At 47.1% G+C, this 25,840-nt stretch carries 27 protein-coding genes and 1 pseudogene; 19 read left to right on the top strand and 9 right to left on the bottom strand.

Features of this window, described 5'->3' with window-relative positions; all coding sequences use genetic code 11:
- Positions 1-108: 108 nt before the first annotated feature.
- From GUA98_RS13430 to GUA98_RS13420, 3 genes are all read left to right on the top strand, one after another.
- The gene (locus GUA98_RS13430) at positions 109-552 is read left to right on the top strand and encodes an NUDIX hydrolase (RefSeq protein ID WP_227779611.1); all 444 of its coding nucleotides are present in this window, start codon (positions 109-111) and stop codon (positions 550-552) included.
- Position 553: 1 nt separating this feature from the next.
- The gene (locus GUA98_RS13425; RefSeq protein WP_193723331.1) at positions 554-1,285 is read left to right on the top strand and encodes an SMI1/KNR4 family protein; all 732 of its coding nucleotides are present in this window, start codon (positions 554-556) and stop codon (positions 1,283-1,285) included.
- A gap of 232 nt (positions 1,286-1,517) precedes the next feature.
- Positions 1,518-1,733 carry a hypothetical protein gene (locus GUA98_RS13420; protein ID WP_127538379.1) on the top strand — a complete coding sequence of 72 codons (216 nt, stop codon included), beginning with the start codon at positions 1,518-1,520 and terminating at the stop codon, positions 1,731-1,733.
- A gap of 134 nt (positions 1,734-1,867) precedes the next feature.
- Here GUA98_RS13420 and GUA98_RS13415 read toward each other — a convergent pair whose 3' ends face one another.
- Both GUA98_RS13415 and GUA98_RS13410 read right to left on the bottom strand, forming a co-directional pair.
- A complete protein-coding gene (locus GUA98_RS13415) occupies positions 1,868-2,191 on the bottom strand; it encodes a hypothetical protein (RefSeq protein WP_193723330.1) in 324 nt (107 codons plus the stop codon).
- A 166-nt stretch (positions 2,192-2,357) separates the two neighbouring features.
- Positions 2,358-3,407 carry an alpha/beta hydrolase fold domain-containing protein gene (locus GUA98_RS13410; RefSeq protein WP_415753026.1) on the bottom strand — a complete coding sequence of 350 codons (1,050 nt, stop codon included), beginning with the start codon at positions 3,405-3,407 and terminating at the stop codon, positions 2,358-2,360.
- Between the two features lie 111 nt (positions 3,408-3,518).
- Between GUA98_RS13410 and GUA98_RS13405 the strand changes: the two genes are divergently transcribed.
- Positions 3,519-4,487 (top strand): phosphotransferase, encoded by a 969-nt coding sequence (locus tag GUA98_RS13405; protein ID WP_227779610.1) that lies wholly within the window; start codon positions 3,519-3,521, stop codon positions 4,485-4,487.
- Positions 4,488-4,590: 103 nt separating this feature from the next.
- Here GUA98_RS13405 and GUA98_RS13400 read toward each other — a convergent pair whose 3' ends face one another.
- The 3 genes from GUA98_RS13400 to GUA98_RS29970 form a co-directional block, all read right to left on the bottom strand.
- Complete coding sequence (locus GUA98_RS13400; protein WP_193723327.1) at positions 4,591-5,583, bottom strand: DUF4003 family protein; 993 nt, start codon at positions 5,581-5,583, stop codon at positions 4,591-4,593.
- A 33-nt stretch (positions 5,584-5,616) separates the two neighbouring features.
- Positions 5,617-5,982, bottom strand: a complete 366-nt coding sequence (locus GUA98_RS30160; protein ID WP_321573874.1) for a DUF6713 family protein — start codon at positions 5,980-5,982, stop codon at positions 5,617-5,619.
- Positions 5,983-6,152: 170 nt separating this feature from the next.
- Positions 6,153-6,287 carry a hypothetical protein gene (locus tag GUA98_RS29970; protein WP_260503882.1) on the bottom strand — a complete coding sequence of 45 codons (135 nt, stop codon included), beginning with the start codon at positions 6,285-6,287 and terminating at the stop codon, positions 6,153-6,155.
- Between the two features lie 149 nt (positions 6,288-6,436).
- Here GUA98_RS29970 and GUA98_RS13395 point away from each other — a divergent pair, with 149 nt between their 5' ends.
- From GUA98_RS13395 to GUA98_RS13380, 4 genes are all read left to right on the top strand, one after another.
- Positions 6,437-7,816, top strand: coding sequence for an amino acid permease (locus tag GUA98_RS13395; RefSeq protein ID WP_153976969.1), 1,380 nt, complete (start codon positions 6,437-6,439; stop codon positions 7,814-7,816).
- 409 nt (positions 7,817-8,225) lie between these two features.
- Positions 8,226-9,128, top strand: a complete 903-nt coding sequence (locus tag GUA98_RS13390) for an SDR family oxidoreductase (RefSeq protein ID WP_095360984.1) — start codon at positions 8,226-8,228, stop codon at positions 9,126-9,128.
- A 262-nt stretch (positions 9,129-9,390) separates the two neighbouring features.
- Entirely contained in the window at positions 9,391-9,810 is a 420-nt protein-coding gene (locus GUA98_RS13385; RefSeq protein ID WP_193723326.1) for an ester cyclase, read from the top strand.
- Positions 9,811-10,026: 216 nt separating this feature from the next.
- Positions 10,027-12,408 (top strand): GH36-type glycosyl hydrolase domain-containing protein, encoded by a 2,382-nt coding sequence (locus tag GUA98_RS13380; protein WP_193723325.1) that lies wholly within the window; start codon positions 10,027-10,029, stop codon positions 12,406-12,408.
- Between the two features lie 110 nt (positions 12,409-12,518).
- Here the strand turns inward: GUA98_RS13380 and GUA98_RS13375 are convergent, their stop codons facing one another.
- Complete coding sequence (locus GUA98_RS13375) at positions 12,519-13,286, bottom strand: GNAT family N-acetyltransferase (RefSeq protein WP_193723324.1); 768 nt, start codon at positions 13,284-13,286, stop codon at positions 12,519-12,521.
- Between the two features lie 174 nt (positions 13,287-13,460).
- Between GUA98_RS13375 and GUA98_RS13370 the strand changes: the two genes are divergently transcribed.
- The 4 genes and pseudogenes from GUA98_RS13370 (at position 13,461) to GUA98_RS13355 (ending at position 16,897) form a co-directional block, all read left to right on the top strand.
- Positions 13,461-14,123, top strand: a complete 663-nt coding sequence (locus tag GUA98_RS13370) for a M48 family metallopeptidase (protein WP_193723323.1) — start codon at positions 13,461-13,463, stop codon at positions 14,121-14,123.
- Positions 14,124-14,172: 49 nt separating this feature from the next.
- A pseudogene (locus GUA98_RS13365) lies at positions 14,173-14,560 on the top strand (iron chaperone).
- A 170-nt stretch (positions 14,561-14,730) separates the two neighbouring features.
- On the top strand, positions 14,731-16,314 hold the full coding sequence (locus GUA98_RS13360) for a glycosyltransferase family 39 protein (RefSeq protein ID WP_193723322.1): 1,584 nt from the start codon (positions 14,731-14,733) through the stop codon (positions 16,312-16,314).
- A gap of 4 nt (positions 16,315-16,318) precedes the next feature.
- Positions 16,319-16,897 carry a hypothetical protein gene (locus tag GUA98_RS13355; protein WP_193723321.1) on the top strand — a complete coding sequence of 193 codons (579 nt, stop codon included), beginning with the start codon at positions 16,319-16,321 and terminating at the stop codon, positions 16,895-16,897.
- A gap of 125 nt (positions 16,898-17,022) precedes the next feature.
- On the opposite strand, the gene GUA98_RS13350 is transcribed toward GUA98_RS13355, so the two are convergent.
- The gene (locus GUA98_RS13350) at positions 17,023-17,553 is read right to left on the bottom strand and encodes a hypothetical protein (protein ID WP_227779609.1); all 531 of its coding nucleotides are present in this window, start codon (positions 17,551-17,553) and stop codon (positions 17,023-17,025) included.
- Between the two features lie 297 nt (positions 17,554-17,850).
- Here GUA98_RS13350 and GUA98_RS13345 point away from each other — a divergent pair, with 297 nt between their 5' ends.
- The 7 genes from GUA98_RS13345 to GUA98_RS13315 all read left to right on the top strand — a co-directional run bounded on the left by GUA98_RS13345 (position 17,851) and on the right by GUA98_RS13315 (position 22,899).
- Positions 17,851-18,423: an RNA polymerase sigma factor gene (locus GUA98_RS13345; protein ID WP_227779608.1), complete on the top strand. Its 573-nt coding sequence runs from the start codon at positions 17,851-17,853 to the stop codon at positions 18,421-18,423.
- On the top strand, positions 18,398-19,252 hold the full coding sequence (locus GUA98_RS13340) for a hypothetical protein (protein ID WP_193723319.1): 855 nt from the start codon (positions 18,398-18,400) through the stop codon (positions 19,250-19,252). Before GUA98_RS13345 ends, GUA98_RS13340 begins: the two co-directional genes overlap by 26 nt.
- Positions 19,233-20,108: an ABC transporter ATP-binding protein gene (locus tag GUA98_RS13335; RefSeq protein ID WP_193723318.1), complete on the top strand. Its 876-nt coding sequence runs from the start codon at positions 19,233-19,235 to the stop codon at positions 20,106-20,108. Before GUA98_RS13340 ends, GUA98_RS13335 begins: the two co-directional genes overlap by 20 nt.
- On the top strand, positions 20,105-21,175 hold the full coding sequence (locus GUA98_RS13330) for an ABC transporter permease (protein WP_193723317.1): 1,071 nt from the start codon (positions 20,105-20,107) through the stop codon (positions 21,173-21,175). Before GUA98_RS13335 ends, GUA98_RS13330 begins: the two co-directional genes overlap by 4 nt.
- A gap of 144 nt (positions 21,176-21,319) precedes the next feature.
- Positions 21,320-21,979 (top strand): Imm41 family immunity protein, encoded by a 660-nt coding sequence (locus GUA98_RS13325; RefSeq protein ID WP_193723316.1) that lies wholly within the window; start codon positions 21,320-21,322, stop codon positions 21,977-21,979.
- A 30-nt stretch (positions 21,980-22,009) separates the two neighbouring features.
- Entirely contained in the window at positions 22,010-22,456 is a 447-nt protein-coding gene (locus tag GUA98_RS13320; RefSeq protein ID WP_193723315.1) for an SMI1/KNR4 family protein, read from the top strand.
- A complete protein-coding gene (locus tag GUA98_RS13315) occupies positions 22,453-22,899 on the top strand; it encodes a hypothetical protein (protein WP_193723314.1) in 447 nt (148 codons plus the stop codon). The genes GUA98_RS13320 and GUA98_RS13315 overlap by 4 nt, the downstream gene beginning before the upstream one ends.
- 272 nt (positions 22,900-23,171) lie before the next feature.
- On the opposite strand, the gene GUA98_RS13310 is transcribed toward GUA98_RS13315, so the two are convergent.
- Together GUA98_RS13310 and GUA98_RS13305 are read right to left on the bottom strand one after the other, a co-directional pair.
- Positions 23,172-24,383: an alginate O-acetyltransferase AlgX-related protein gene (locus tag GUA98_RS13310; protein ID WP_193723313.1), complete on the bottom strand. Its 1,212-nt coding sequence runs from the start codon at positions 24,381-24,383 to the stop codon at positions 23,172-23,174.
- A gap of 16 nt (positions 24,384-24,399) precedes the next feature.
- Positions 24,400-25,821, bottom strand: coding sequence for an MBOAT family O-acyltransferase (locus GUA98_RS13305; RefSeq protein WP_193723312.1), 1,422 nt, complete (start codon positions 25,819-25,821; stop codon positions 24,400-24,402).
- Positions 25,822-25,840: the final 19 nt, after the last annotated feature.

The following is a 25,840-nucleotide window of genomic DNA, read 5'->3' as shown; positions in this document are numbered from 1 at the left end:
TATTTGGGCTAAAAAGGAATTCTGCTCATGAATATTTTATAATGTAAATCATACAAGCAATTAAACCGGATATCTTGCTCAAGACTTAGGATCATGGGGGTGTAATCAATGATTCGTATGGCTGTCGGCGCGGTCATTCAAAAGGACGAAGAAGTACTGTTAGTTCATAAGGTAAAGGGAGCACAGGGGAAAATCAAAGGAACGTGGGATTTCCCAAAAGGCGGGATGGAACCGCAGGATGAGAGCGTTGAGGCGGCACTGCTCAGGGAATTAGAAGAAGAAACGGGATCAACAAACTTTACAATTATCAAACCGTTCAAGGACCGAATTGCCTTTAATTTTGACGCTATAACGCAGGAGAAATTGGGATTTCAAGGCAAGGAAACGACGATGTTTCTGGTCGAATATGCTGGAGACGGGACTGATCTGAAGCCTCAGGATGATGAGATTGATGATATTCGGTGGTTCCCCATAGACAATGTCGCTCCACTGTTATTTCCAGAGGCCCGTCTATTCTTTGAAAGCTACGTTTTGGTGAGAGGAGGAGATTAACTTGATTGCAGATTTCAAAGTGTTGGCCGAGTTTCTCCAAGGTCATCATGAAGGAGCAAGTTCCAACACAGAAGAAGACATTCGGGAACAGGAGCGGCGCCTCGGCAAGTCGTTTCCAGCCGCTCTGCGTGAATACTATAAGAGGTTTGGGCGATCCCAATATATTACGCAGCACTGCAATAATCAGTATGAGCCGATGCTTCTGGAGGATATCTTTGTACCGGATTCGGATTTCTTTACAACGGACAAGGCGTTTTTGGTCTTTTATCAATGCGAAGAATCGGTGATTTATTGCGGCATACGTTTCAGTGATTTGACGAAGGAAGACCCGCCGGTGTATCTGTGTGCCTGGAACCATCCGGATTGGTCGCTCGAGAATGAATCACTCACCAATTTCCTTGTAAGCAAAGCATTCATTCAGATGGGGGTGGAGGACAGGCTGCCTTATTGGGTTATTTTTGATGAGAACATGTGGGGGTTATCGGATTACCGATCCTATTGGGGATTAAGCGACGGGGCATATGAAATTCCAGAGACGTCCTCTCTTCAGGCTTGGCGGATATTTTGTAGGGAGAATGTCATTCTCCTGTTCGAACTGGCTGTTGGTGAAAGCGAGGATGATGTATTAGCTGTATATCTGGCTTCTTTTGACCGGGAGCGTATAGCTAGCCTGCTGAATCGTACAACACAGGACAGGCAGCTGCCCGACTATCGAACCAATCTGAGTTCCTAGTTACAAAAAACCTTAATTTGCTGAAGGGGCAACCCTGCTGAAAACGTCAAAAAGGCTTTTGTGAACAGCTACATGTCCGCAAAAGCCTTTATTTCCGACTGGATTAATAAGTGAAGTGCGTATTATACACAAATTTAATCTGAATGGCAAGAGGAAAATGATTGCTTTTAAGCGGGTGATCGTTTATTCTAAAAAAAGGAAGTCTACTAAATATGGTTAGGAGGAACATAGAATGGAAAATATGTGTATGAACATGATGATGAATATGTGCATGGAAGAAATGATGAGCAAAATGAAGTCCATGAAAATGATGATGGAGTGCATGGAAGAGAATAACATGATGGAAAGCATGGACATGAACAAAATGATGTCCTGCATGCAAGAGTGCGACGAAATGATGACTACCATGATGGGCATGATGAGCAGCATGAAAAAAGCATCCATGTAATTATCGATACATCATCTAATGTAAAGCTGGCGGGCTTTACATATAGCAGAACAGTTGACTGTATGCATTGAAACGATTAGTAAGCCTTTAAACAAGGCGGGTTGAGCAGACAAACTGCAGACCGGCTTTTTTCTTTATATATATTGAAGAATTTTCCTCGACACATCAATACGCATCAGCTTCAGCTTTAACCATTGCTCCTGCAAGGATTCTGCCTGAGAACCTTCGGAAACCCCCCGCAGTTTATTGAAGATTTCCAACAACTGATGGTTAATTCGGTCATAGTTAGCAAGCAGTTCACGCAGCAATCGAACTTTCCGTTCTTCTTCCAACATGATGTCCTTCTGGTCACGAAGCTTCCTGAGAAGATCTTCAGCCCATGCCGAGTCCCCTATAGTCTTGGCATAGTTATATAAGTCCAAATAATCGTTAACCCAAGTTTGTGTCCAAGAACTCATGGCATTGTTCACTCCAGTCGGCTTTGCTTTTCTATATATACCGAGTATTATACCCGGAATAATCAAATATACAAGTGCAGAATTGAATTTTTTATTTAATTTAGCATAAATATTTGTGAGTATTGCTGATGCGTTAACTTATGAAACAAGGAATTGGAGGCTGTGTTTAGTGCTTAATGATGTCGATGATTTTGCGCTGAGCATCCTTGGCCTCCGGGATGGGATACAGGACAAAAACATGATTCATTTTGGGATAAACAAAGGTATGATGGTCCATGGATTGGTCAGTAAGCATCTTGTCGAGCTTCATGATGTCGGGGAACAGCCCTTCATGTGTTCCGACAAACATGGTAATTTTCCCGAGCCCTTCGAAATCTCCGTAAATCGGACTAATCAGCGGATCATCCAGCGATTTGTCAGCTGCCCATATCCGCCGGATTACATCATATCCTTCTACAGCGAGCATGGGGTCCCTCGACTCATAATCAAATATGACGGGGTTGTCCAGAACCATATCCACGCATGGAGACAACAAAATGATGTCTTTGGGCTGAGGAAGATGATTCATCTGAATGTAATGTGCCAGACTTAGCGAAATATTCCCACCCGCTGAATCTCCCATAATCGTAAGTTGTGAGGGATCTTGTACGGATTCAAGGATTTCACGATATAAGTTTAGCAGTCTTGGATACGTATGCTGATAGTTGAAGTGAGGCACTTTGGGATAAATGGGAGCGATCACTTTGGCGTTCAATGCCTGGGCCAGGGTGTCCATGAATTTCCAATGCAAACTTAAGGGCTGGTGCGTATGAGCGCCGCCATGAATATATAAGATGACTTTTTGTGCGTCTGAATGCTGGTCATTCAATGTAAATACCTGCATGTCCTCAAAGGAACGCTCTGATCGGGGAGATGTGAGTTTCACCTTCCCTATCTGATAAGGCTTAATGTTCTCAAGCCCCACTTGGTCGATGTGCTTCCGGGTGTTGTCCCGCGTGGAGAAATTCTTCTTGGTGCCTGATAAAAGAATAAATTTTTCAAATAGAAAGCTCATTAGAGAGCGTCTTTTGTTATATACTTTCATACTCATCTGTATGCCGCCTCTCGTCTTGATTACGATATCTACAGTATAAAGGTTGAAGTGTACTTCAAGGTCAAGGGTGAGATTCAAAGCGAGAACAACAAAGGTTGTAAATGAACTTGCCAGAATGCACACTTCTTTTAACTTGTCTTCCAAAATGTACCTGTAACCTATATATTAAGTGATAGGAGTAACAGAAATTATTAAAATTAAAGGAGCATCATTATGCTTAATTTTAATCAACCCATGGCATTACGCTCTATTTTAAGCCCGAAATATTTGGAGTTTGTTCTAAGAGATCAATATGATATGGGTCAATGGGAAGAATGTTTGTTTTGGCTGCGAGGATTGAATGATACATACCGGGTAAAAACGTCCACTGGCTTGCACATCCTTCGGGTATACCGTGCCGAGATCGGGGAGGAAGAAGTCATCACGGAGTTGTCCATGTTATCTCAATTGAAAGCGATTTTGAATTCTTCCGTGCATGCAGATGTTGGTGATTACATGAAGAGGAAGGATAATCGTGGTTACACCGTTCTGGATGCGCCGGAAGGCAAACGAGTGGCTGTGATGTTCCGCTATATTGAGGGGACCGAGAATAACCTGGAGGATGAGAAGTCCTGTTATGCTTTTGGTCAATCTGCGGCTGAGCTGCACAAGGCCATGGACCAGGTGGTAGTGGAACAGCCCAGATATGAGCTGGATACGCAATTTCTGATTGATCAGCCGCTCGCGCGCATTATGGCATACATTGGAGAGACACATGAAGCAGGGCCATTTTTGTATGCGTTTACGGAGGAGCTGAAGAAGCGGATTACAGCATCTGCTCGTAGTCTGGAATGGGGACTGTGTCATGGCGATATGCATGGTAACAATAATGCCTTTCAGCAGGGAGGCTCGTTTACGCATTATGACCTGGAGTGGACAGCCAAGGGCTGGCGTGCCTATGATCTGGCTCAGGTAAAGGCTAGAAAGAGGCAATCCGGTGAGCAAAAAGCAGCATTATGGAATGCGCTCATGGCAGGTTATCGTTCGATACGAAGCTTCTCTCCAGAGGACGAGCAGGCCGTAGACCTGTTCATTATCGCTCGCAGGTTCTGGGTCATGGGCCTGGATGTTGCTTTTATCGAAAATGATATGGGAGCACTCGATTATGGTGACGATTGGCTGAACAGTTTCATTGAGGAGTTTCGAGAAACGGGAATCATATAGATTCGGAAGATGATGAATTGTTCTACACCTATTTTGAATTAACTTAAGCCCTCTCTGAATCAATCAGAGGGGGCTTTTTCATAATAAGCTGCCTTGATGAACGTTAGCTTGAAGATGATGAAGCGGCAGCAGCAGCCGAAGCCGCGGCAGCGGAGGCCATGGCGGCCTGCTGTGCGATGATAATGTTTGTGATGCTGGTAGAGAGTGTCGTGGTCAGCACACCGCTTCGCAGATTCTTAACATGCTGAACCGCCACCAGGGCAGATGAGAATAGAAGCAGCTCCTGTTTGGTGATCGACCATGCCCCGAAGCCCTTTTGATCACGCAGCCAGTCGAACGTTTCTTGCACCTGATCCACCAGTGTGTCTTGGTGGACAGGCAGCAGAGAGAGCACTCCGAGGGAGGATAGGGTATACGTTTTATCCAAGCGGATGCTGCGTTTACGGAACGCCTCCTGTAATGCCAATACACGTGCGCTTGATTCAGGATTGTCGTCTCCAAGGACCAGTACCTGGGTCAATGCCTGCACGCTGTTGCCAGGGGAGAATTCTGGCTTCAGTTCACGGTAGAGCTGCTCCATGCGGGCCACACCGGATTCCACATCCAGATCGGAGAGAGCCAGCATGGCTGCGAAAATATAGTCATCCTGTCCGGTGAGGAAGCGGTGTTTTGCTTTCATTTGATCGTAAAAAGCCTTGGCACGCTCCACCGTGTACTGAAACTGGTCAGGCGCTGCCTGGGCAGCGATCTGATAGGCAGCCACGGCCAGGAAATCGGAAGTACGAAACTTGATCTGTTTCATCAGATCGTAGACATGTAGGGTATCCGCCAGCTTCGACTCCTGATCCGTGGTAAGGGAGAGCATGGCGGCAATACTGATGGCCGAATTGCCTCTGAATACGGAAAAGAGGTTTGTATTTTGCTTCATCAGATCATGACTCTGGCGAATGGCCTCGCCATCCGCCGTTTTATTTTCGCCTGCATAGAGAAGTGCCGCCAGGCGATGCATCATCGGATTTTGCCATTTGAACGACTTCTTGATGATCTGTGCGTTGGAAACGAATAATTCGACTCGTGCTGCGTGCTGCTGCTCCATATGCACACCTCCCGAAATGAGTAGTTGTTACCCCTAGTTTATTAGGATTATTAAATGGATTAAAGCAAAAATTCCCATGAGGTAGATGAATGACCTTGAGAACGAATTTTTAAATTGGTTGCGTGGGTGCTTCTCAAACAAGAAATGCAATATCGTATGTATGATGAAAAAGATGTCCAGCACCCAGAATGTAATCGTCTGATACGAACTGAAGAGCAGGGAGAGGATGACGGTGTATAAGGGCAGGTGCACCCATGTAAAATACCTATAAGCTTTCTCGTCCTCCATCTCTTTCAACACGATAAACAATCTCCACTCGGATCGCCTAATCGCATCCATTTCGTGCAGAAGAAATAGAGACAGGTTGAACAAAAATAAGATCAGCAGCAAGTCAGGCATACGGTGCCTCCCCTATGAGCATTTATAGAAGATACGGATGGATAGCAAGATTGTTCCAGTATCCTGTCTGTTAGGTCCATGTTCGATGCGGCTGTATCCAAAAATACAAAAATAACCTCCCAGATCGCGGGTAGAGTCGCCATAAGCGGTTGTCGCGGGTGGTTTCACACTCAGGGCATGCAGCGTTTCCAAGCTCCGATAATTGGCTGAGCTATTTTGGTTAGTGTACCTTCGCTGTTGGTCGTGCTCATATCAAGCTGATTCTTTTGGGGAATGATCCAGAAACCGTTATAAATGATGAACATTCTTAATAAAAACGCTTCCTTACATTCCTTGTTGTATTTCTGCGGCACATCTCGTACAATTTGGTGAAGCAATTCTGCATTGCGTTAATGTGAACATAAAATGTAATTCTGACAACACGAAGCTGCACACAAGAAAAGGGGAGAATCGTTTGGAATCGAAGCAACTATCTAGAGGGCTTAAGCCCCGTCACGTTGAGCTGATTGCACTCGGGGGTACAATCGGCGTTGGATTGTTCATGGGATCGGCGAGTACGATCAAATGGGCTGGTCCTTCGGTGCTGCTGGCTTATCTGCTGGCCGGGATCATTATCTTTTTTGTCATGCGTATTATGGGTGAGATGTTGATTCAGGAGCCTGTCACCGGATCCTTTGCCACATTTGCTCATAAATATATCAGTCCGCTTGCCGGGTTCCTGACCGCCTGGAGTTACTGGTTTCTCTGGGTAACGGTGGGGATGGCGGAAGTTACGGCGATCGGTATCTATGTCGGGTACTGGTTTCCGGATATTCCACAATGGCTGCCGGCACTGGCTGGTGTGCTCATTATTGCGGCGGCGAATCTGGCTGCGGTGAAATATTACGGGGAGTTTGAATTCTGGTTCGCCATGATTAAGGTAACAGCCATTGTGTTCATGATCGTGATCGGAACCGGCTTAATCTTCTTCGGTCTGGGTAACGGCGGACAGCCAATCGGATTATCGAATTTGGTGAGTCATGGAGGCTTCTTCCCGGGAGGGATCAAAGGATTCCTGTTTGCTCTATGTATCGTAACGGCTGCCTACCAGGGCGTGGAAATGGTCGGTATTACGGCCGGGGAAGCGGAGAATCCGAAGCATACGCTGCGTAAAGCGATCAAAAATATCGTATGGCGCATCCTTATCTTTTATGTAGGGGCTATCTTTGTCATCGTGACACTGTACCCGTGGAATGAAGTGGGGCAGACGGGAAGCCCGTTTGTACTTACCTTTGCCAAGGTCGGGATTGTGGCTGCTGCGGGCATTATCAACTTCGTGGTGCTCACGGCTGCGATGTCGGGGTGTAATAGCGGAATTTACAGTGCGGGACGTATGTTATATACGCTTGCGGAGAATGGACAGGCACCTGCCTTCTTCAAAAAGCTGTCCAAAGGCGGGGTTCCACGCAACAGCATCGTTATTACGATCTCCCTGCTGCTGATCGGTGTAATCTTGAACTACCTGATGCCGAATTCCAAACTGTTCCTGTATATCTACAGTGCAAGTGTTCTTCCGGGGATGGTGCCGTGGTTCGCACTGGCCTTCAGCCAGTTCCGGTTCAGAAAGCGCTGGGGTAATGAGATGAAGGAACACAACTTCAAGTCCAAATGGTTCCCTATCAGCAACTACATTATTATTGTGTATCTGATCCTGGTTATCATCGGAATGGCGTTTAACCCGGATACACGTTTGCCCCTGATTGTGGGTGCGACCTTTATGGCCATCGTGGTGCTCGGATACTTCATATTCGGTATTGGGAAAAAGCAGCGTGTAGAGGGCGGAGAAGATCGTTAAAGTGAATATGGTAGCATTGTAATAACATCGTATCGTATATGCATTCCTTGAATACATCGGAGAACCTTCGGGTGATCCAGTGCCATTCAGGGAGTGCATTTTTTATGTCCATTACCCTACGAGAATGAAATGCTACACCATGATGGAAATGATCAAGCCCAGTTTAAACTCCACCCATCTCGGTTACAAAGAAAAGAGTGCAACTTTTATGAAACCCAACTATAAATAAATTGAAATTTACATGTTCACGAAGAGAGCAGAAATAACCTGGAGAAACGGAGTGTTCGCCTTTATCCCCGGATTTCCCCCTTAATAAAGGGAGATAAAGAAATCTGGGGATAACAGCGATCGTAAGGTTGTTCTGTGATCGTAGTGACCACCTGTAAATTTACCCGAGGAGGAATTGAACATGGCTAATCAAGACCAGCATACTGTACAAGATCCGACGACACAATATCCGAAGGCAACATCAGAATGGAAACAGCAGCAGGAAGAGCCGGGACTTCAACGCGAGATGACACCCGTGCCTGATGCAGGCGAAAAGAGTTACAAAGGCAGCGGACGTCTGACTGGACGCAAAGCCGTAGTCACTGGTGCAGACAGCGGGATTGGCCGCGCGGCAGCGATTGCCTTTGCCCGTGAAGGCGCGGATGTGGTGCTGTCTTATCTTCCTGAAGAAGAAGCGGATGCCAAGGAAGTGGTACAGCTGATTGAAGAAGCAGGCCGTAAGGCTGTGGCGATTCCCGGTGACCTGAAGGATGAGAACTATTGTGAGCAGCTCATTGAGTCTGCCGTTAAGGAGCTTGGCGGGATCGATATTCTTGCCAACGTGGCAGGTAAACAGCAGTTTGTGGAACAGATTGCGGATCTGACTACAGAGCAATTCGATGCGACATTCAAAACGAATGTGTACTCCATGTTCTGGCTCTGCAAAGCGGCTGTAAAACATATGAAACCAGGCAGCTCCATTATCAATACGTCGTCCATTCAGGCGTACAGCCCTTCGCCAATCCTGCTGGATTATGCAACGACGAAGGCGGCCATCAACACATTCAGCAAAGCGCTGGCCCAGCAGGTCGGCAGCAAAGGTATCCGCGTGAATGTTGTAGCGCCAGGTCCGGTATGGACACCGCTTCAGGTGGTTGGCGGACAGCCCGTCGAGAAGCTTGCTAGTTTCGGCTCCAATACGCCACTTGGCCGGGCGGGACAACCTGCCGAGATGGCACCTGCCTTTGTATTCCTGGCGAGCCAAGAATCCAGTTACGTGAGCGGTGAGACCCTGAATGCCAATGGTGGTACCGTTAGTCCGTAATAGGAATACCTTAAATGGTCCCCAAGGATTAGCTTTTGTTAAGCAAAGAACTCCATCCCCGCTAAGGTGATGGAGTTCTTTATGTTGAATATGTATTTTACCAAAGCAACTTCGAGTTCATTAGGGTACTGGAGTTAAAAGTCCCGTAGAACAGTAGAACAGATTGATCTCCCACCATGGAATGGATGTTAGAATAAGGGAAGATATAGAAGGCTGCCTTTCAGATGTGACAGCAAATCCAAAGTAAATGGAGTGGCGTGCAATGACCCCAGAACAGATTGTCAAAGCCTTTTTCAAGGAGGTTCGATCAGGTCGTAACCTTGATTACGCAGATACTTTGATGGCGGAGCAGGTACTGGCCCATCAGGTGGTATCGGAAGAGGAAGTGACCGTAAACAGGACACCTTCCGAATATGCGGATCATGTAAGAGAAATGATTCAGGCTTACGGTGAATTCTCACTTGAGATTCAGGAACTGATCGTACAGGGCGATAAAGTGTATGTGCGCTGGAGACAAGAGGGTATACATATAGGAGAAGTGGATGGATACGCACCAACCCATCGGCCGGTTATTGAAATTGCCAGTGCTGTATATCGAGTCGAACATGAGCGGATTGCAGAATATTGGATTCAGATTGACAGGCTGGGCATCGAAAAACAATTGGAACGCAATAAGAGCTGAGAATTCAGCTCTTTTTTTGTTAAATCGGAGCACCTAATCAGAAGTTTTATTTGAATAGAATGTTTTGCGATGTTTATGCGCTGAGCAGGTTAATTCACATGAATTTTTTGAACATTTATCCGTGACTGTAAGCGTTCCCGTGTTATAATGAATGAAGTTGTATACAAGTTACTAAAACGTTTTCTGAATTTCAAAACCCGAAAGAGAGGTTCAGTGATGATCAGAGCAACGAACGACAATGAATATTATGAGCTGACCAGTCCGACAAGCATGCCCAAGGCATCCGGATTCTTATGGAACGAAAAGATGATGATCCATATGAATTGCCGCGGATATGCTGTGGCGCAATTCATGCAGCCGGAGCCTGCCAAGTATTCGCATGCGCCCAATCTGGAAGCGAAAACATTTATGCAGCCGGAGCAGCCGTATTATGCGCACCATCCTGGGAGATTTGTCTACATCAAGGATGAAGTCAACGGTAACATTTTCTCGGCTCCATATGAGCCGGTGCGAAAACAGGCGGACAGCTATACATTCGCCGTGGGGAAACACGATATTCGCTGGAATGTTGTAAGCGATGACATTTCCATTGAGATGAGCCTGCGTCTGCCCAAAGCGGATGCCATGGAGCTCTGGCAAGTTAAGGTGAAGAACCTTTCCTCTCATAAACGCAAGCTGAGCATGTATCCGTATTTCACGGTTGGTTATATGTCATGGATGAATCAGTCTGGTGAATATGTAGATGATTTGCAGGGAATCGTCTGCTCGTCCATTACGCCGTATCAGAAATACCAGGACTATGCCAAAATTAAAAATTACAGCGACAAGACCTACCTGCTTGCGGATCGCAAGCCTGCTTCATGGGAAGTGAATCACGAGCGTTTCGAGGGCGAAGGCGGCCTTCATGATCCATCGGCATTGCAGCTGGACACCTTGGAGGGTGGGGATGCAAGGTATGAGACACCTGTCGCTGTCCTTCAGTACAGGTTGGAGCTCGAAGCTGGGGCTGAGCGGGAATATCGGTTTATCTTTGGGCCGGCACATGATGAGGCAGAGATCGAACGCATCCGGCAGCAGTATTTTATCAAGCGGGATCATGAAGGAATGGATGGTTTTGCCTTGGCTGAACAGGAATATGCAGCTTACGTTGCAGAAGGACAGGGAAATATCCAGATCCAGACCCCGGATGACGGTTTGAATAATTTTGTAAACCACTGGCTGCCACGCCAAATGTATTACCACGGCAAAACGAACCGTCTAACGACTGATCCCCAGACCCGAAACTATCTGCAAGATAACATGGGCATGAGTTACATTCAGCCTGGGATCGCACGTGATGCCTTCCTGACAGCCCTGGCTCAGCAGCATGCAAGCGGCGCGATGCCGGATGGAATCATTTTGCACCCGGATGCCGAGCTCAAATACATCAACCAGGTTCCTCATACGGACCACTGTATCTGGCTTCCGGTCTGCATGCGTACGTATCTGGATGAGACGAATGATTACAGCATTTTGGAGGAGCAGGTTGCATTTGCCGACAGTGAAGAGAAAGTCTCTGTGCTGGAGCATATGAATTTGGCCATGCGCTGGCTGATTCAGGATCGTGACCACCGCGGCCTCAACTTCATTAATCAGGGCGACTGGTGTGATCCGATGAATATGGTGGGTTATAAGGGCAAAGGGGTATCCGGCTGGCTGACCATTGCAACAGCATATGCGTTCAAGGTCTGGGCGGATATTTCCGAGCAGGCCGGGCATACCGAGACAGCGAAGCAATTCCGTGAGGAAGCAGACCGGACCAATGCTGTAGCGAATGAGTATCTGTGGGATGGCGAATGGTATGCACGCGGAATAACGGATGATAATGTCGTTTTTGGCATCAGCAAGGATCAGGAAGGACGCATCTATATTAATCCTCAGGGTTGGGCGCTGATGAGCGGCGCGGCCGATGAGGAGAAGCGGAAGAAGCTGATCCGGGCAGTGGAGGAGCAATTGGAGACCCCATATGGTGTGGAGAAACTGGCACCGTCCTTCACATCCATGCGGGAAGATGTCGGCCGGGTTACGCAAAAACATCCGGGCAGCGCCGAGAATGGAGCGGTCTACAACCATGCGGCTGCGTTCTACATCTATGCCCTGTATTTGGTTGAGGAAAAGGAGAACGCCTACCGACTCCTTCGCAAAATGATTCCTGGTCCCGATACCGAAGATGTCCTCCAGCGGGGGCAGTTGCCTGTATTCATCCCCAATTATTATCGCGGGGCCTACAGACAATATCCACGTACAGCCGGGCGCTCCAGCCATCTGTTCAACACGGGTACGGTACCTTGGGTGTATCGCTGCCTGATCGATGGACTGTTCGGATTGCAGGGTCACGCCGAAGGGCTGCTCGTTCGTCCGCAACTACCTGCGGATTGGGATAAGGCTTCGGTGACCAGGTTGTTCCGTGGTGCCGAGCTGCAGGTGGAGATGAAACGGGATGCGGCTGTCCAAAAGACCGAAGTGTATGTTAATGGTCAATTGATCGACGGAGACATGATTAAGGATATCCAGGCTGGCAAGTCCTATGAGGTACTGGTTAAGCTTCCTATATCATAAGGAATAGAAAATATGAAAATGCCTTTCTTGTTTTTTAAGAAAGGCATTTTTTATACGATAAAGTGCGTCTGAGGATGAATGATGACCAAAGTCCGAGACAGAATTTACGATCAAGATTCATGGAATGCTTTAACTCTATACCAATACGAGTAGATTTTCGAATAGCCAAGCTTGGCGTAGAGCTTTATAGCGGGAGCGTTACCGGCTACAACCTGCAGATAACTCGAAGTGGCGCCTTGCTTTTTCCCCCAATGCAAGAGATGTAATATCATCTGTTCAGCGAACCCGCGATTCCGGTATGCGGCATCCGTAATGATATCATACAAGCCGATATAGCCACGCTCGACAACGCCCAGCCCACAGGCAACAACTTGTCCATCGACCGAGAGGGAAATGAAACCCGTGCTTGTACGGATGTTGGACAGCATCTGTGTCATTGTTTCCCGCTTCCCTTCCTGTACCTGATTCAATCGGCAAAAGTGATCCAGCCACTCCTGGGTCAACTGCTCATCAATTTGTACAAAAGGGTACTCCGGTTCCTTCAGCTCTTCCAGACTGCGCACCTGCATGTTGGTGTGATCCACAATGGAATAGCCTCTGTCCTGCAGAAGCTGATCCAAGTGATCTGGCTGGATAAACGGTGTGATTTTGAAAATGGTACTCAGCTGGTTGGAAGCATAGATTCGCTCGCACTCATCGATCTTGGCAAACACATCGTGGGTAGAATCATAGATGGGTTGTATGGAGTTGGCACGCTTCGTGAATCCGTTGGCAAAACGTAAAATCCATCCATCATAGAACAAGGTAGATAAGGACTGCCAGTGATTGAGGGATAATTCCTCAATGATTTTGTGGCCATTCTCAGTGATTTGCTTCATACGGTATCCTCCATTTATATGAGACTGAATTCAGTATGTTTTAAATAATAATACATAATAATGAATAATAATACAGTTTTATTTAACAAATATGTATGTATTGTTTGTGCAGATTACCTTAGGATGATATACAATCGTAATAAATGGATAACAAAAAAAGAAGCGGAGCACAGTATGCTAACGATTAAACTAAACGAACACATTATTCAATGCCATGTGGTATATGGCAAAGGCAAGAAGGTTTCCATCACGATGGACCTGCCCTACATGGTAACGATTAAAGCACCTAATGGTACGAGCAATGAGATCATTCAGCAGCTTGTAGAGCAGCATGGTGCGATCATATTGAAGAAATCGGCCCTAATGCAGCAGGCCCTGGAAGGACCGCAGGCCAAAGACTACGAGGAAGAAGGCAGCGGAAAGTTTTTGTTTCTGGGCAAGGAATATGCACTGCATGAGTTAATTAAGGTTGATGGGTTGTCCGAGGATGAACTGCGGGCGAATCTGAAGAAATTTTATTTTGCCGAGTGTAAGAGAGTCATTGGTGAACGCATTGGTCCATACCAACAGCAGCTGAAGGTCAAACCAAAGTCCATAGACATTGTGGAATCTCCGACCAAGTGGGGCAGCTGCAGCTGGGACAAAAAACTCACATTTAACTATCGACTGGCCATGGCACCACCGGAAGTAATTGATTATGTCATTATCCATGAGCTGTGCCATATTCATCATATGAATCACGATCGCTCCTTCTGGCGCCGCGTTGGCAGTATCATGCCGGACTACAAGACGAAGGAAGATTATCTGATGCGCAATGGCCGGTCTATGACGTTGTGAAAAATAAATCCATATCACGAGTCCATGAATCGTGGTGGAAGGAGTCAGAATGGCTGAGGGTAACCATTATTCTGCACTGGTCGATGAATATATTTCGGGGTTTGCTCCGGATGTACAGGTCAGACTGCAGGCATTAAGACAGATTATTCGTGAAGCGGCTCCGAATGCGGAGGAGAAGATCAGTTACCAGATGCCAACGTATGCACTGCACGGGAATCTGGTCCATTTTGCGGCATATAAGAATCATATTGGATTCTATCCTGCTCCCAGGCGGAATCGAGGCATTCCGGGATGAACTCTCCGTCTACAAAGGCGCTAAAGGGTCGGTGCAGTTCCCCCTGAATCAACCCTTGCCGGAAGAGCTGATCCGCCGGATTGTGGAATTTCGGGTCAAGGAAAATGTAGAGAAGGCCGCGGAGAAGAAACGAAAGAAGTAGCTTATATTAGAGGAATAGATAGACCGCTATCTTGGGCGAAGAGGGCGGTCTTTTTTGTGTTTAAATACATGTTCGTGGGGTCAGAGATAGCCGACTGTTCGAATTCAGCGATTTTTCAGTTAGAGCCATTATACTGTTTTCGAATCCTGTACTCGAAAAGGAGTTTTGGCATGTCTAAAGTGATCCATAAGACGCTTTATCTCATTCTTATTTTCTTTGTTGGTTTGTTTATTGTTTCGTCTCTATTCGTTCGGGCGCAGTATAATTATGGCCTTTATGGAGACAATCCGATCCTGGGAACCCAGCAATGGAGCATTTTCCTTCCGGTCATTATCCTGCTTCTGTTAACGGGTATCGGGCTATACCGTCTCTGCCTAGGATTGAACAAGTACAGTCCAAAAGTCGTTATTCCGGTGGTTTTGCTATGTTCCATGGCGATTCAGATCGCGATTATCTTTGTGTTTCCAAGAGTGCCGACGGATGACTCCCAGACGGTCGTTTCTCTGGCGATGAGCATGCTTTACGATCAGGATTATTCCTCGTTTGAAACGGGTGGATATCTTCACATGTTCCCGTTTAACTTTTCCATCGTGCTCTATTTGAAAACATTACTGTCCCTGTTCCCGGATAACTATCTGGTGATCAAGCTGTTTAATATTCTGTTCTCAACGTTGACCACCTTAATGATTTATCTCATTTATAAGCAGCTGAACCCCAACTCTAGGGAACGGGATTACGGCGTTTTGATTTTTGCAGCGACGTACTTGCCGTCCTTATTCTTGAACAACCTCATTTATAACGATGTTATTGCGACGGCATTTCTGACATCCTGTTTATATTTTTTACTTCGGTTTGTACGTGAAAAATCATGGAAGGCTATTCTCTGTGCTGCGATTCTTCTCGCCATCGGAAACTACTTCCGCAGTATCGGCGCAATTGTGCTGATTGCCGCTATCTTGTACATCTTGCTAAACATGCGGAGTATCGGGTTCAAGAAGGTGCTGGGCTCCATCGCCGTACTGGCTGTTCTATTTAATGTCCCAGGTTGGACCCAGAATGCCGTGCTGCAGTCCACAGGTACAGTAAGCGAACCGGTCGGGGAAAATTCGGCCCCCGTCTATATGTGGCTGAACATGGGGATTAACCTCGAACGATTCGGATTCTGGGACAATATGGAGAGCTACCAAATCTATCAGAGACAGGCCAATTACAATAAGGCCGACAGCACAGCACTATTTAAGCAGGAGATTGAATCGAAGCTGTCGGAAGCGAGTGCCAGTGAACTGATTCAGATGTATTACAAAAAGATCATATGGACCTGGACTGAAGGCACGTACCAGATGGATCGATACGGGATCGGCAATGAAAGTGCCTCAGGCATGGGAAGAGGAAGAGCAGGCGGAATTGCGGGCTCCTATAGTTACACCAATGGGGTAACGGACCTGTTCCAGGGGGATTCAGTCTATCGAACGGGTGTGCTTTGGGTCGTATATGTGATGAACTTCCTGATGTACTGTTTTATTTTCGTTCGGTTGGTCCGAGGCATTCGTCTTAAGCGATATGATGAGGTTTCCCTGATTCTGGTGGTTCTCGGATTTATCGGATTCTACATCCTGTGGGAGATCAAATCGCGCTATATCTATCCGGTATATCCGTTGCTTATTGTGTTGTCCTACATGGGGTTCAAGGATACGTATGAATTGGTGTTCCAAAGAAAACTCGGCTGGGGACAGCCATCCCTGGGAAAAAGGTGATCTTATGCGAAAAAATTATTATTTCACATCTATTCTAATCCTACTGGCAGGCTGTGCTGTTCTGCTTGCTGCCTGTGATGTCATAACAGCCCAAAACATTACGAATACCGGTACTGCACAAGGCATGAATGGGGGAATGATGAATGGTGGCCCAGGCATGAACGGAGGAATGCAGCGAGGCGGAGGCATGAATGACCGAACAGGTGGACCGGATGATATGCCCGGTGCCATGAATGCTGATCTTACAGGCCGGATTGTCTCCATAGACGGAGATACCGTTACTGTAGCGTTACTTGAGTTTCAAGGCTTCTCTTCACAGAACTCCACTAACCAGGGTCAGCAGGACGGTGCTCCTGGCAGCGGAAGCAGGGGGATGAATGAAACTGGAGTTGAAATGAAGTTAAAGCTGAACTCGGATGTTAGCATCACTCAAGGTATGGAGATGGGAGGAAGAGGTAACAACAAGTCAGATGCGAACGGGGCAATTCAGGTATCTGATCTGAAAGAAGGAGATGTCGTCATGGCATGGTATAAGGAAAACACGGAGACAGTGGAACGAATGGCCGTTGTCCAGTCTGAATAAGTGATGAAGACCGTAGCGAAGAGACTTGGTGAGAAGATTTGAATCTCGTCCAACTTAAAATGAGCACAGGCTATTCCTAATTAAAAGGGAGAGCCTTGTGCTCTTTTTCTTTATGTATCTCAGCTCTAATCCAGACTCAGATCAAAATCAGGCTCACACATGTAATCGATCGGATAGAGATCATCTCTGGCTGAAATTAATGCACGAAGGTGAAGATAAACATGGTTGGGTTGTATGACCACACCATCAATACAGTAGGGGGCAAGTTCAGCAACGACGAATACGTCTTCCGCAGCGTTACATCTGAAAATGACGTTAGTCGGGTTACATACTTCCTCCATGTAGCTGTAAGTCATCACGTGATAGTCTTGTCCGCGCCAATTGGTTTTGATGACTTTATAGGATTGTGTTGCCACAAGATCAATATATCGTTCCAAAGGAAACGTGTGTTCAAATTGTGTGATGTACCCTTTGTTATCGACATCAATTGTGAATTCTACATCGTAGCTTACGTGAAATTCTTCCTTATATGTTCCCTTCATGATTTTCATGGCATCCAGATGCGATCCAAAATCAGTGTCTTCTATGTAGGGGATTGCAATGCGCTCAGGATCAACATGATCAGTAATTTGGCTGTTGCTTGAGATTCCTTTCATAAACTTCGATGGCTGAAGGTTAATGGACCCAATCATTTTCCCAGCATATGCCGGGCTGCAGGTTATTCGCATAGTCATCTCCTTTGATGTTCATCAGTAATTAGACGAAAGGCAATAGAGAAAGTTTCACGAGATTAAGGAAATATAAAATGCGGACAATTCTGATAAAACAGTAGTTACACAGAGCTGCATTTAGTTGCGTTCAGGCAACTTGCCGAGCTCCAGATAAATGAATTAAACATTTTTGATCTTTTATGGTCAAGTTATCGTTAATTGAATTGAGGGGGTGAGGGAGCGTTGGATGATGAAGAGTTGATTCATGAGATTCGCAAAGGCAGCCGGGCTGCAATGGAAGTATTGGTGAAGCGGCATTATCACTCGATATTTACTTATGTGTACCGGAAAACGGGAGACTATCATACCGCTTATGATCTGACCCAAGAGGTATTCGTAAAAATGATGAAGTCACTCGGCAGTTACCGTGATAACGGAAAATTCAGTCACTGGCTGCTGAAAATTGCAGTGAATCATTGCATGGATTATTTTCGCGGACGCGTATTCAAACAGCAAAAGAGGGAAAGCGAGTTAACGGAAGAGGCGCTCCCTGCCAGTGAGCATCAGAACGTGTGGAACATCTTCTACAAACGGCTTCAGAATGACCAAGTTAGGCAGGCAGTGTTACGTTTGCCAGATCAGCAGCGGGACGCGGTCATTCTGAATTATTACAACGGGCTGAAGATCAGGGAAGTTGCCGAGCTGACGGGGACCAACGAATCGACGGTGAAATCACGCATACGCTTGGGGATAGCGAAGTTGAAGGAGATCATTGTGGGAGGTGAGCGGGATGAAACGTACAGAAAACCAAAATAAAAAGAAGCACACCACTGAATTCGAAATGGAAGAATTCAAAGAGATTGCCCCTTATCTGGATCAATATGCGGTTGAATTTCCTTCCGAGATGGAGATTGATCAGACGATCCGGACACTGGAGGCATATATGCCTGGACAGGTGGACCAAATGAACGAACAACTACAACCATCATCTGGGAGGTCGTTTATAGAATTGCTCCAGGTTGTTCGAGGAGAGGTCGCGATTTTTCACAGATCCTACTGGGTAACATGTGCGCTGCTCCTGATCATTGGCATCTGGTTAGGGGGGCACAGCACGATCGATCCCTATATGAGCGGGGTTGTTCTGGTTCCTGTTCCTTTTATTCTGGGGCTGCTCGAAGTGTTTAAAGGCCGGGATCAGGGACTGATGGAAATGGAACTCACCTGCAAAATAACATCGCAGCAGCTAATGCTCACCCGCTTGATCGTTGTACTCTCAGCAAATATGGTGTTTGTACTGCTGCTTATGCTGGCCATCTCCGGGGGGACTGGTGGTTCCATTTCATGGAGTGCCATGGCTCTCTGGTACGCCCAACTGATGGCTGCTGCAGGAGCTAGTTTGTGGCTGGCCATGCGTGTCCGGGGTGGTACAGCAGTAAGCATCTTTTTGGTCGGATGGTTCGGACTCATCTGGATAATATTGAGCAATCCGCGATTCATTCGTCTGGTACAGTCGATTCACACGCCAGTGCTTATTGTGCTTGCCATAGGCGGAATCCTGCTGTTGATCAGCCAAATACGCCAGATGACGCGTAAATATACATCACAAACAGAAAGAGGTTATTCCTTTGATATTGACCATGGATAACGTATCCAAGAAATACAGGAACAAATGGGCCGTGAAATCATTCTCGCTGGAGCTATCCAGCGGTGGTATTTACGGTCTGCTCGGACCGAATGGAGCGGGCAAAACAACGCTGCTTCGCATGCTTGTCGATATCGCCAAGCCGACATCCGGCCAGATTTTGCTGGATGGACAACCGATTGAACAGGTGGGAGATCGTTATCGAAGTCTGCTGGGCTATATGCCGCAACGATTCGGATTTTATAACCGTTTCACTGCTCACCGATTTCTCATGTACATGTGTTCGCTCAAAGGGCTGAGTGCGCCTCAGGCTGCTGTTCGCGTGCAGGAGACATTACGAATGGTGGATCTGGAACAGCAGGCCCAGCATAAAATCCGCACGTTCTCGGGGGGCATGCGGCAGAGACTGGGCATTGCTCAAGCCTTGCTCAATGATCCGCACATTCTGGTTCTCGACGAACCGACGGCTGGTCTGGATCCCAAGGAGCGTATTCGGTTCCGTAACATTATCGGCGAGCTGGGAAGAGACCGGATTGTTCTGTTATCGACACATATTATTTCTGACCTGGAGTTCTCGTGTAAGGAAATGATTCTGATGAATGATGGTCAACTGATCACCCGGAACACACCTGAGGAGATCATGAACAGGATGCAGGGCAGTGTGTGGAAGGCAACGTTAACGCAGCAGCAGCTTGCTGAGCTGACCTCGCATTTCAAGGTAAGTGGCTTGTCCTATCAGTCGGATGGCATCGTAGCCAGAATCTTGGCCAAAGAGCAGCCCGTACCGCAAGCTGTACCGGAAACTCCTCGTCTCGAAGACGTATACATGCACTATTTTGATGAGGAGGCGACATCGTGATTCGTTTAACCCAATATGAATTTGCCAAAATCATTACGCGTAAAAGTGTTTATCTCGCGCTCATCGGACTACTGATATTACTTGTTTTATATACCTGTTTTGGACATTCCGGGCCCTTAAACGGTACAGCATATTATAAGCCTTACGAAGGAGCGATTACGGAGGAGAAGGTTCAGACCGCACGGGATCAGATGCAAACCGAGGGTTACAGTGACGAAAAGAACCAGACTCGATATGGCGTATTTTATGAAATATCGATGTTCTCCCCGGAATCCATCAAAAACTACGCCAGATATGATGACAGCGGGAATGTCATGGAACGAACCGTTACCGTCTCCGAGATTCACTACAATAAGCCATGGGGCTATCTGCTGGAGTACATTGATCAATTTGGAGTGCTCTTCATGATGATCATCATTCTTCTCGGACTGGCGCCTGTATTTGCAGAAGAATATGCGCGGGGAACCGCAGCATTACTACGCAGCAGCAAGCGGGGGAGAAGCCAAGTTTTATTGGCTAAATTGATGGCGTCCATGCTTTATGTCGTGCTGTGCGTCATATTGTTTACAGGTATCAACCTGTTGATCTACTGGTTAAGGTTTGGAAATTTGGCTGGTGCAGATACACCTCTCCAGAGTGTTGGAATGTATTTTCAGGGATTTTATTATGAGTTCTCTCCCTATCACCTATCGGCGATTCAATATTATGGAGTACAGTTAGTCACCCACTTGGCAGGCAGCCTGATCTTTGGATGTATCGTCTTATTTGTCTCTGCGCTTAGTTCAACATCGTTTGCTGCCATGGTCATTAATGCTGCGATTGTTGGTGTGCCTTATCTGGCATTCGATGTGCTCAAGTTCAACCCCGGATGGGCCAAATGGATTGAGGAGTTTTCATTCAGCACCATGATGCGGGTAACGAGGTTATTTCAAACATCGGCTAGTTACTCTGTATTTGGACTGGAGCTGTCCTATTTAAATTTGTATATGATCGTCATGGCTGTAGTTACGATTGGCGTTGTATTTGGAATGTATCGTACATTCCGTACCCGCGAGGTGTTTTCCTGATCGAAACCTTCTAGGGGAGATGAATATTCAATTGGGGTCCGCAGACATGCGGGCTTCTTCTATATGAAGGAGCAGGATGTGATATTTCCAAACGTTCTTCAATTTTGATACATTGGTTATAAACGTTTCGGAGGTATAAATCATATGGAACATTCGCTCCAGGAGCTCATGCGCAACGCGCGGGCGGAAGAGAATACCTTTATATACATGCTTCATGAGGAAGCGCGTTTTGATCAGTCGTTATTCTGGAGATATGTGAATAGTATTATGGAACTGACCCGTCTCACTGCGGACCAACCGCTGAATCGGGAAGCAGCGGGGGCCGTCAGCTTCACCTATTCCAAAATCATGGAGTACCTGCAGTGGCATCACTCGGACTCCGATGTCTACGAAATTGAACATTTCCCTTACGTTTATGCTCATCACATCGTGAGCCTTCTCGGCGAGGTGGTTAACGGCTTTTATCAGGGAATTGTCCCGGATGAATCCTGTTTCGATGAGGATTTTCCGAACCCGGCCTTCGCCGGTATGGTGGCTAACGAACAACCAGCAATACTGCAGCTCGGCTATTATAAACAAGAAACCAATGTGCATGCCCTCGGCTTCCGCGAGGAGGATGGGACGTACCAGATTATGTTGAATGAAGAAGACGACAGAGACTTAGTTGATTCCAAACTGAGCCGCCGGGAGGTGGAAGGAACCTATCTTTTCCATGCCCCGGATGCCAGCAGCGCTCACCAATTATTTCATGAATGGGTAATGAGTACTTATGCCCCCTACCGTTCTGCATTGAATCGATTATAATTACGCCGTCAGTTGATTAGGAGGATGAATATGTTATCTAGTAAAGTTATTGAGTTTTGCCAAGGTAAGGGCTGGTGGCATGAAGATGTACCGAAGGAGTATGAGGAAGCACTGCAGAAGCTGAATATTGATTTTCAGTCAGATTTTGCCCAGTTTTATCTGCATGCAGATGATGGCCCGACGTTCTATAGCAGGCATCAGGAGATCTATCAGATCTGCTGGGTCATGGAGAATACCGTGTATTTGGAAGACATGACGGTGGCCCAGCTCACCCTCGGATTGCCTGAAGCTTACATACCGCTGGATAGCTTTGAAGGGGAGGGAGGATTTTTCTATAACCGGCAAACCGGTGAAGTGGTGCTGGTAGAGCTTGGTGAGTCGATTGAACTTTTCTTGAGCGGGGAGAGCCGCCCGGAATGGCCTGATTTTAATACATTTCTGGAATGGTATTTCGAACTGGAGGAGAGGGCGCTATGAAGGAATTGACAGCGGAACATCCCGAACTGGAGAAACAGATTATGGAAACCGTTGAAGCAGGCAATGTGCTGGACGACACGCAGCAGCATGAACAGGCACTGATCTATTATGATCAGGCCTGGGGGATGCTGCCTGAGCCGAAGACCGATTGGGAAATAGCGAGCTGGATTGCATCCTGTTATGCGAATGCACATATGGACTTGGGACAGTATGCGCTGGCGAAGCCCTGGGCGGAATTATCGCTGCAAACAAGAGGATCGGATATAAATACGGGCCCGCTCATTGAGCTCGGGACCGTCTGCATGAGGCTGGAACAGCATGACGAGGCGTATTCTTATCTGCATCAGGCCTATGAGTATGGCAAGGAACGTGCATTTCAAGGCTGCCCGCCTGACGTGCTGCACTATTACAAGGAAGAGAAGATGAAGCGTGAACGAAACTGATTCTACCGAATAACAAAAAGAAAAGGGTACCCTGTCTGCCAAATCATGTTTGGCCTTGGGTTACCCTTTTGATCATACTGGAACGGAGGGGGTAGAACGAATCTGAAGAAGCGAAGCTAAAAGCTTTCTGAAAGAAAGCTACTTCGGAAGCATACGCTTCACCTTTATCACCGGATTTCTTCCTTCAATAAAATGTTCAAGGAAATTTGGGGATAACAGTGATCGGAAGATTGTTCTACAACTGTAGTGGCATCGTATGATCCTTCACTGACTTAATTGTTCGCCCCGTAAGGGAAGAATTCTTCCACCAGGTCCTGTGGCGAGATCGATACAAAGACATGATCCAGCTCCGTCTTGCTGGCAAAATCCATAATGTCCTCGGTGTAATACCTCGGATCGATGACGTAGATTTCGGACACAACCGTGGACAGGAAAGTGATCATCGGCACGGCGAGGGAGTCCTTGATGAACATGACCTTCAGACCATTCGGGTTGTCTTTGTTCACTACATGAACCATCCCCTGATTCCCGTACAGGTACGTGAAATACTTGTCCGCAGTCAGATCATATGTAGCTCCCTCCACATTGAGCGGGTAGGTGGTGAGCAGCGCATCCTCGAAGCGTCCGTTAAGTGCAGCTTCGGTTTCACCTGTCTTGAAGTAGAAGGAATAGTTCGTCTTGAACTTCGGATAGATCAGGTCGAAGTCATCTGCTCCCGCGAAGTATTTACCAGCCTTGCGGCCCTGTGATCCGATAAAGATGTCTTCATATGGAATCACATTGTAGTTATGAATGTCTGTGAAATAATGATCCGGGTCCAGCGACTTCGTGTACATGCCGTCCATATGATTCACGAGCTGGCCGAAGGCCCAGAACGCTGTCCTGATTTTCCAGTGATGGTCGGTTGTAAAGAACAGATCCTCCGGCGGAATGCCGCTCTCCAGCAAACCCTCCCGCAGATCAAGGGTATCAATTCCGTCCTGTCTCAGATTGGCTAGGAAGCCGTCTGCAGTCTCATTGTTATAGTTGTACGGAATGCCTTCCGGGAATGTGGTATAGCCACGCACGTATTTGTCCGGCGTCATGACATAGGTCAGCTTCGTTTGTGGATCCAAATGCGCTCCAAGCGCAGCAACCCGGTCGGACAGATCCTTCGTGTACGTTGGCCCGGTGGCAAAATAGGTATAGTGCAGTTTGCCCTCCATGTCTCTGACAACCTCGAAATTGTTCTCCTCGTTTTTCCACATCAGGGATTGCAAGTATCCGTAGGCTTCCACGAAACCAAACTTCTCGAACACATGATCATTAATGTCCGCATCCAGCTGGTGGATCAGTCCTTTGGTTTCGGAGATATCGTAGTCTCCGGAGGCCAGTGTTTGTTTGATCGGGCCGAAGGACTGAAGGATATTCAGAACAGAGAGCGTCACCAGCACGAGAATGAAGAGGAAAGCGGTGATTCTCTTTTTGGCAAGAAAGTTATGCATGCTTGTGTGCCTTCTCTCAGAAATTAAAATAGATAAATGGATTATATGTACCCTTGACCAGATACGATACGCAGACCAGGAATAATACAATGATCGTCAGCGGATAGACCAGCTCCAGCGGTTTGCGGAAGCGTGCGCCATCGACCATGAGTTTGTTCATCCGGGTGGCAATCGGCATGCAGAAGAGAATACCCAGAATGAAGAAGAATGCATATTCCTTGAGGAACATCCCTGTTGTATCGCTCCAGAATCCATTGCCGTACAGTCCAAACATATTGCCCAGATAGTGACCTGCCTGCAGAAGATCGGGCGACCGGAAGATCACCCAGCCAATCACAACGATTAACATGGCGTAGAGATGCCGCAGCGGGATGAAGCGTGTTCCTTTGTCAAAGCTGAAGATTTTCTCCAGCGCGATGAACGCGAAGTTAATTAACCCCCACACGACGAAAGTCCACTCCGCTCCATGCCATACGCCGGTAAGTCCCCAGACGATCAGCAGGTTGCGAATCATTTTGTCCTTATTGGTAACGCGGGAACCCCCCAGCGGGAAGTATACATATTCCTTGAACCAGGTACCGAGCGAGATATGCCAGCGGCGCCAGAATTCGGTGATGGATCTGGAGATGTACGGATATCGGAAGTTCTCCTCGAACTTGAAGCCGAACATCAATGCCAGACCAATGGCCATGTCGGAATACCCGGAGAAGTCGAAATAAATCTGCAGCGTATAGGCAATCGCCCCAAGCCACGCCAAACTGGAGGACACTTCAGATGTGCCCGCCATGCTGAAGATGTGATCGGCGACAATAGCCATACTGTTCGATAGCAGCACCTTTTTGCCCAGGCCCACAATGAACCTGCAGCAGCCTAGCGCGAACTTGTCCCAGCTCTCCTTCCGGTTCACCATCTGATCCGCAATCGTGTTGTACCGCAGAATCGGTCCGGCAACGAGCTGAGGGAAAAAGGAGATGTACAATGCGACGTAAAAGAGATTTTTCTGTACAGCGCCGTGTCCCCGATAGACATCGATGACGTAAGAGATGCCGTGGAAGGTGAAGAAGGAGATACCCAGCGGCAGTGCAATGTTCGGAATGCTGAGTCCGAAGCTCGTATTTTCATTCACAATGCGCAGCGCAAAAGCCAGATATTTGAACACAAACAGCATGCCGAGGTTGACGATCAGCATCATCGTAATGATGGTGTAGGCTGCATTGCGCCTTTCCCTGAACTTGTCCACGAGCAGAGCGAAGACATAGTTGAAACAGATGGAGGCGAGCATGATCAGTACGAACCAGGGTTCACCCCAAGCATAGAAGAATAAACTTGCGACAAGCAGCAGCATATTTTTGAGCGTGACCGAAAATCTCAGTACGTAATAGAGCCCCAGTACAAGCGGTAGAAAATAAAATAAAAAAACGACACTGGAAAAGAGCACTGCCTTTCCTCCTTGAGGA

It is taken from the genome of Paenibacillus sp. P13VS, from assembly GCF_015143645.1.
In the GTDB taxonomy this organism is placed as follows: Bacteria; Bacillota; Bacilli; order Paenibacillales; family Paenibacillaceae; genus Paenibacillus; species Paenibacillus xylanilyticus_A.
This window is presented reverse-complemented; position numbering and strand designations above follow the sequence as displayed.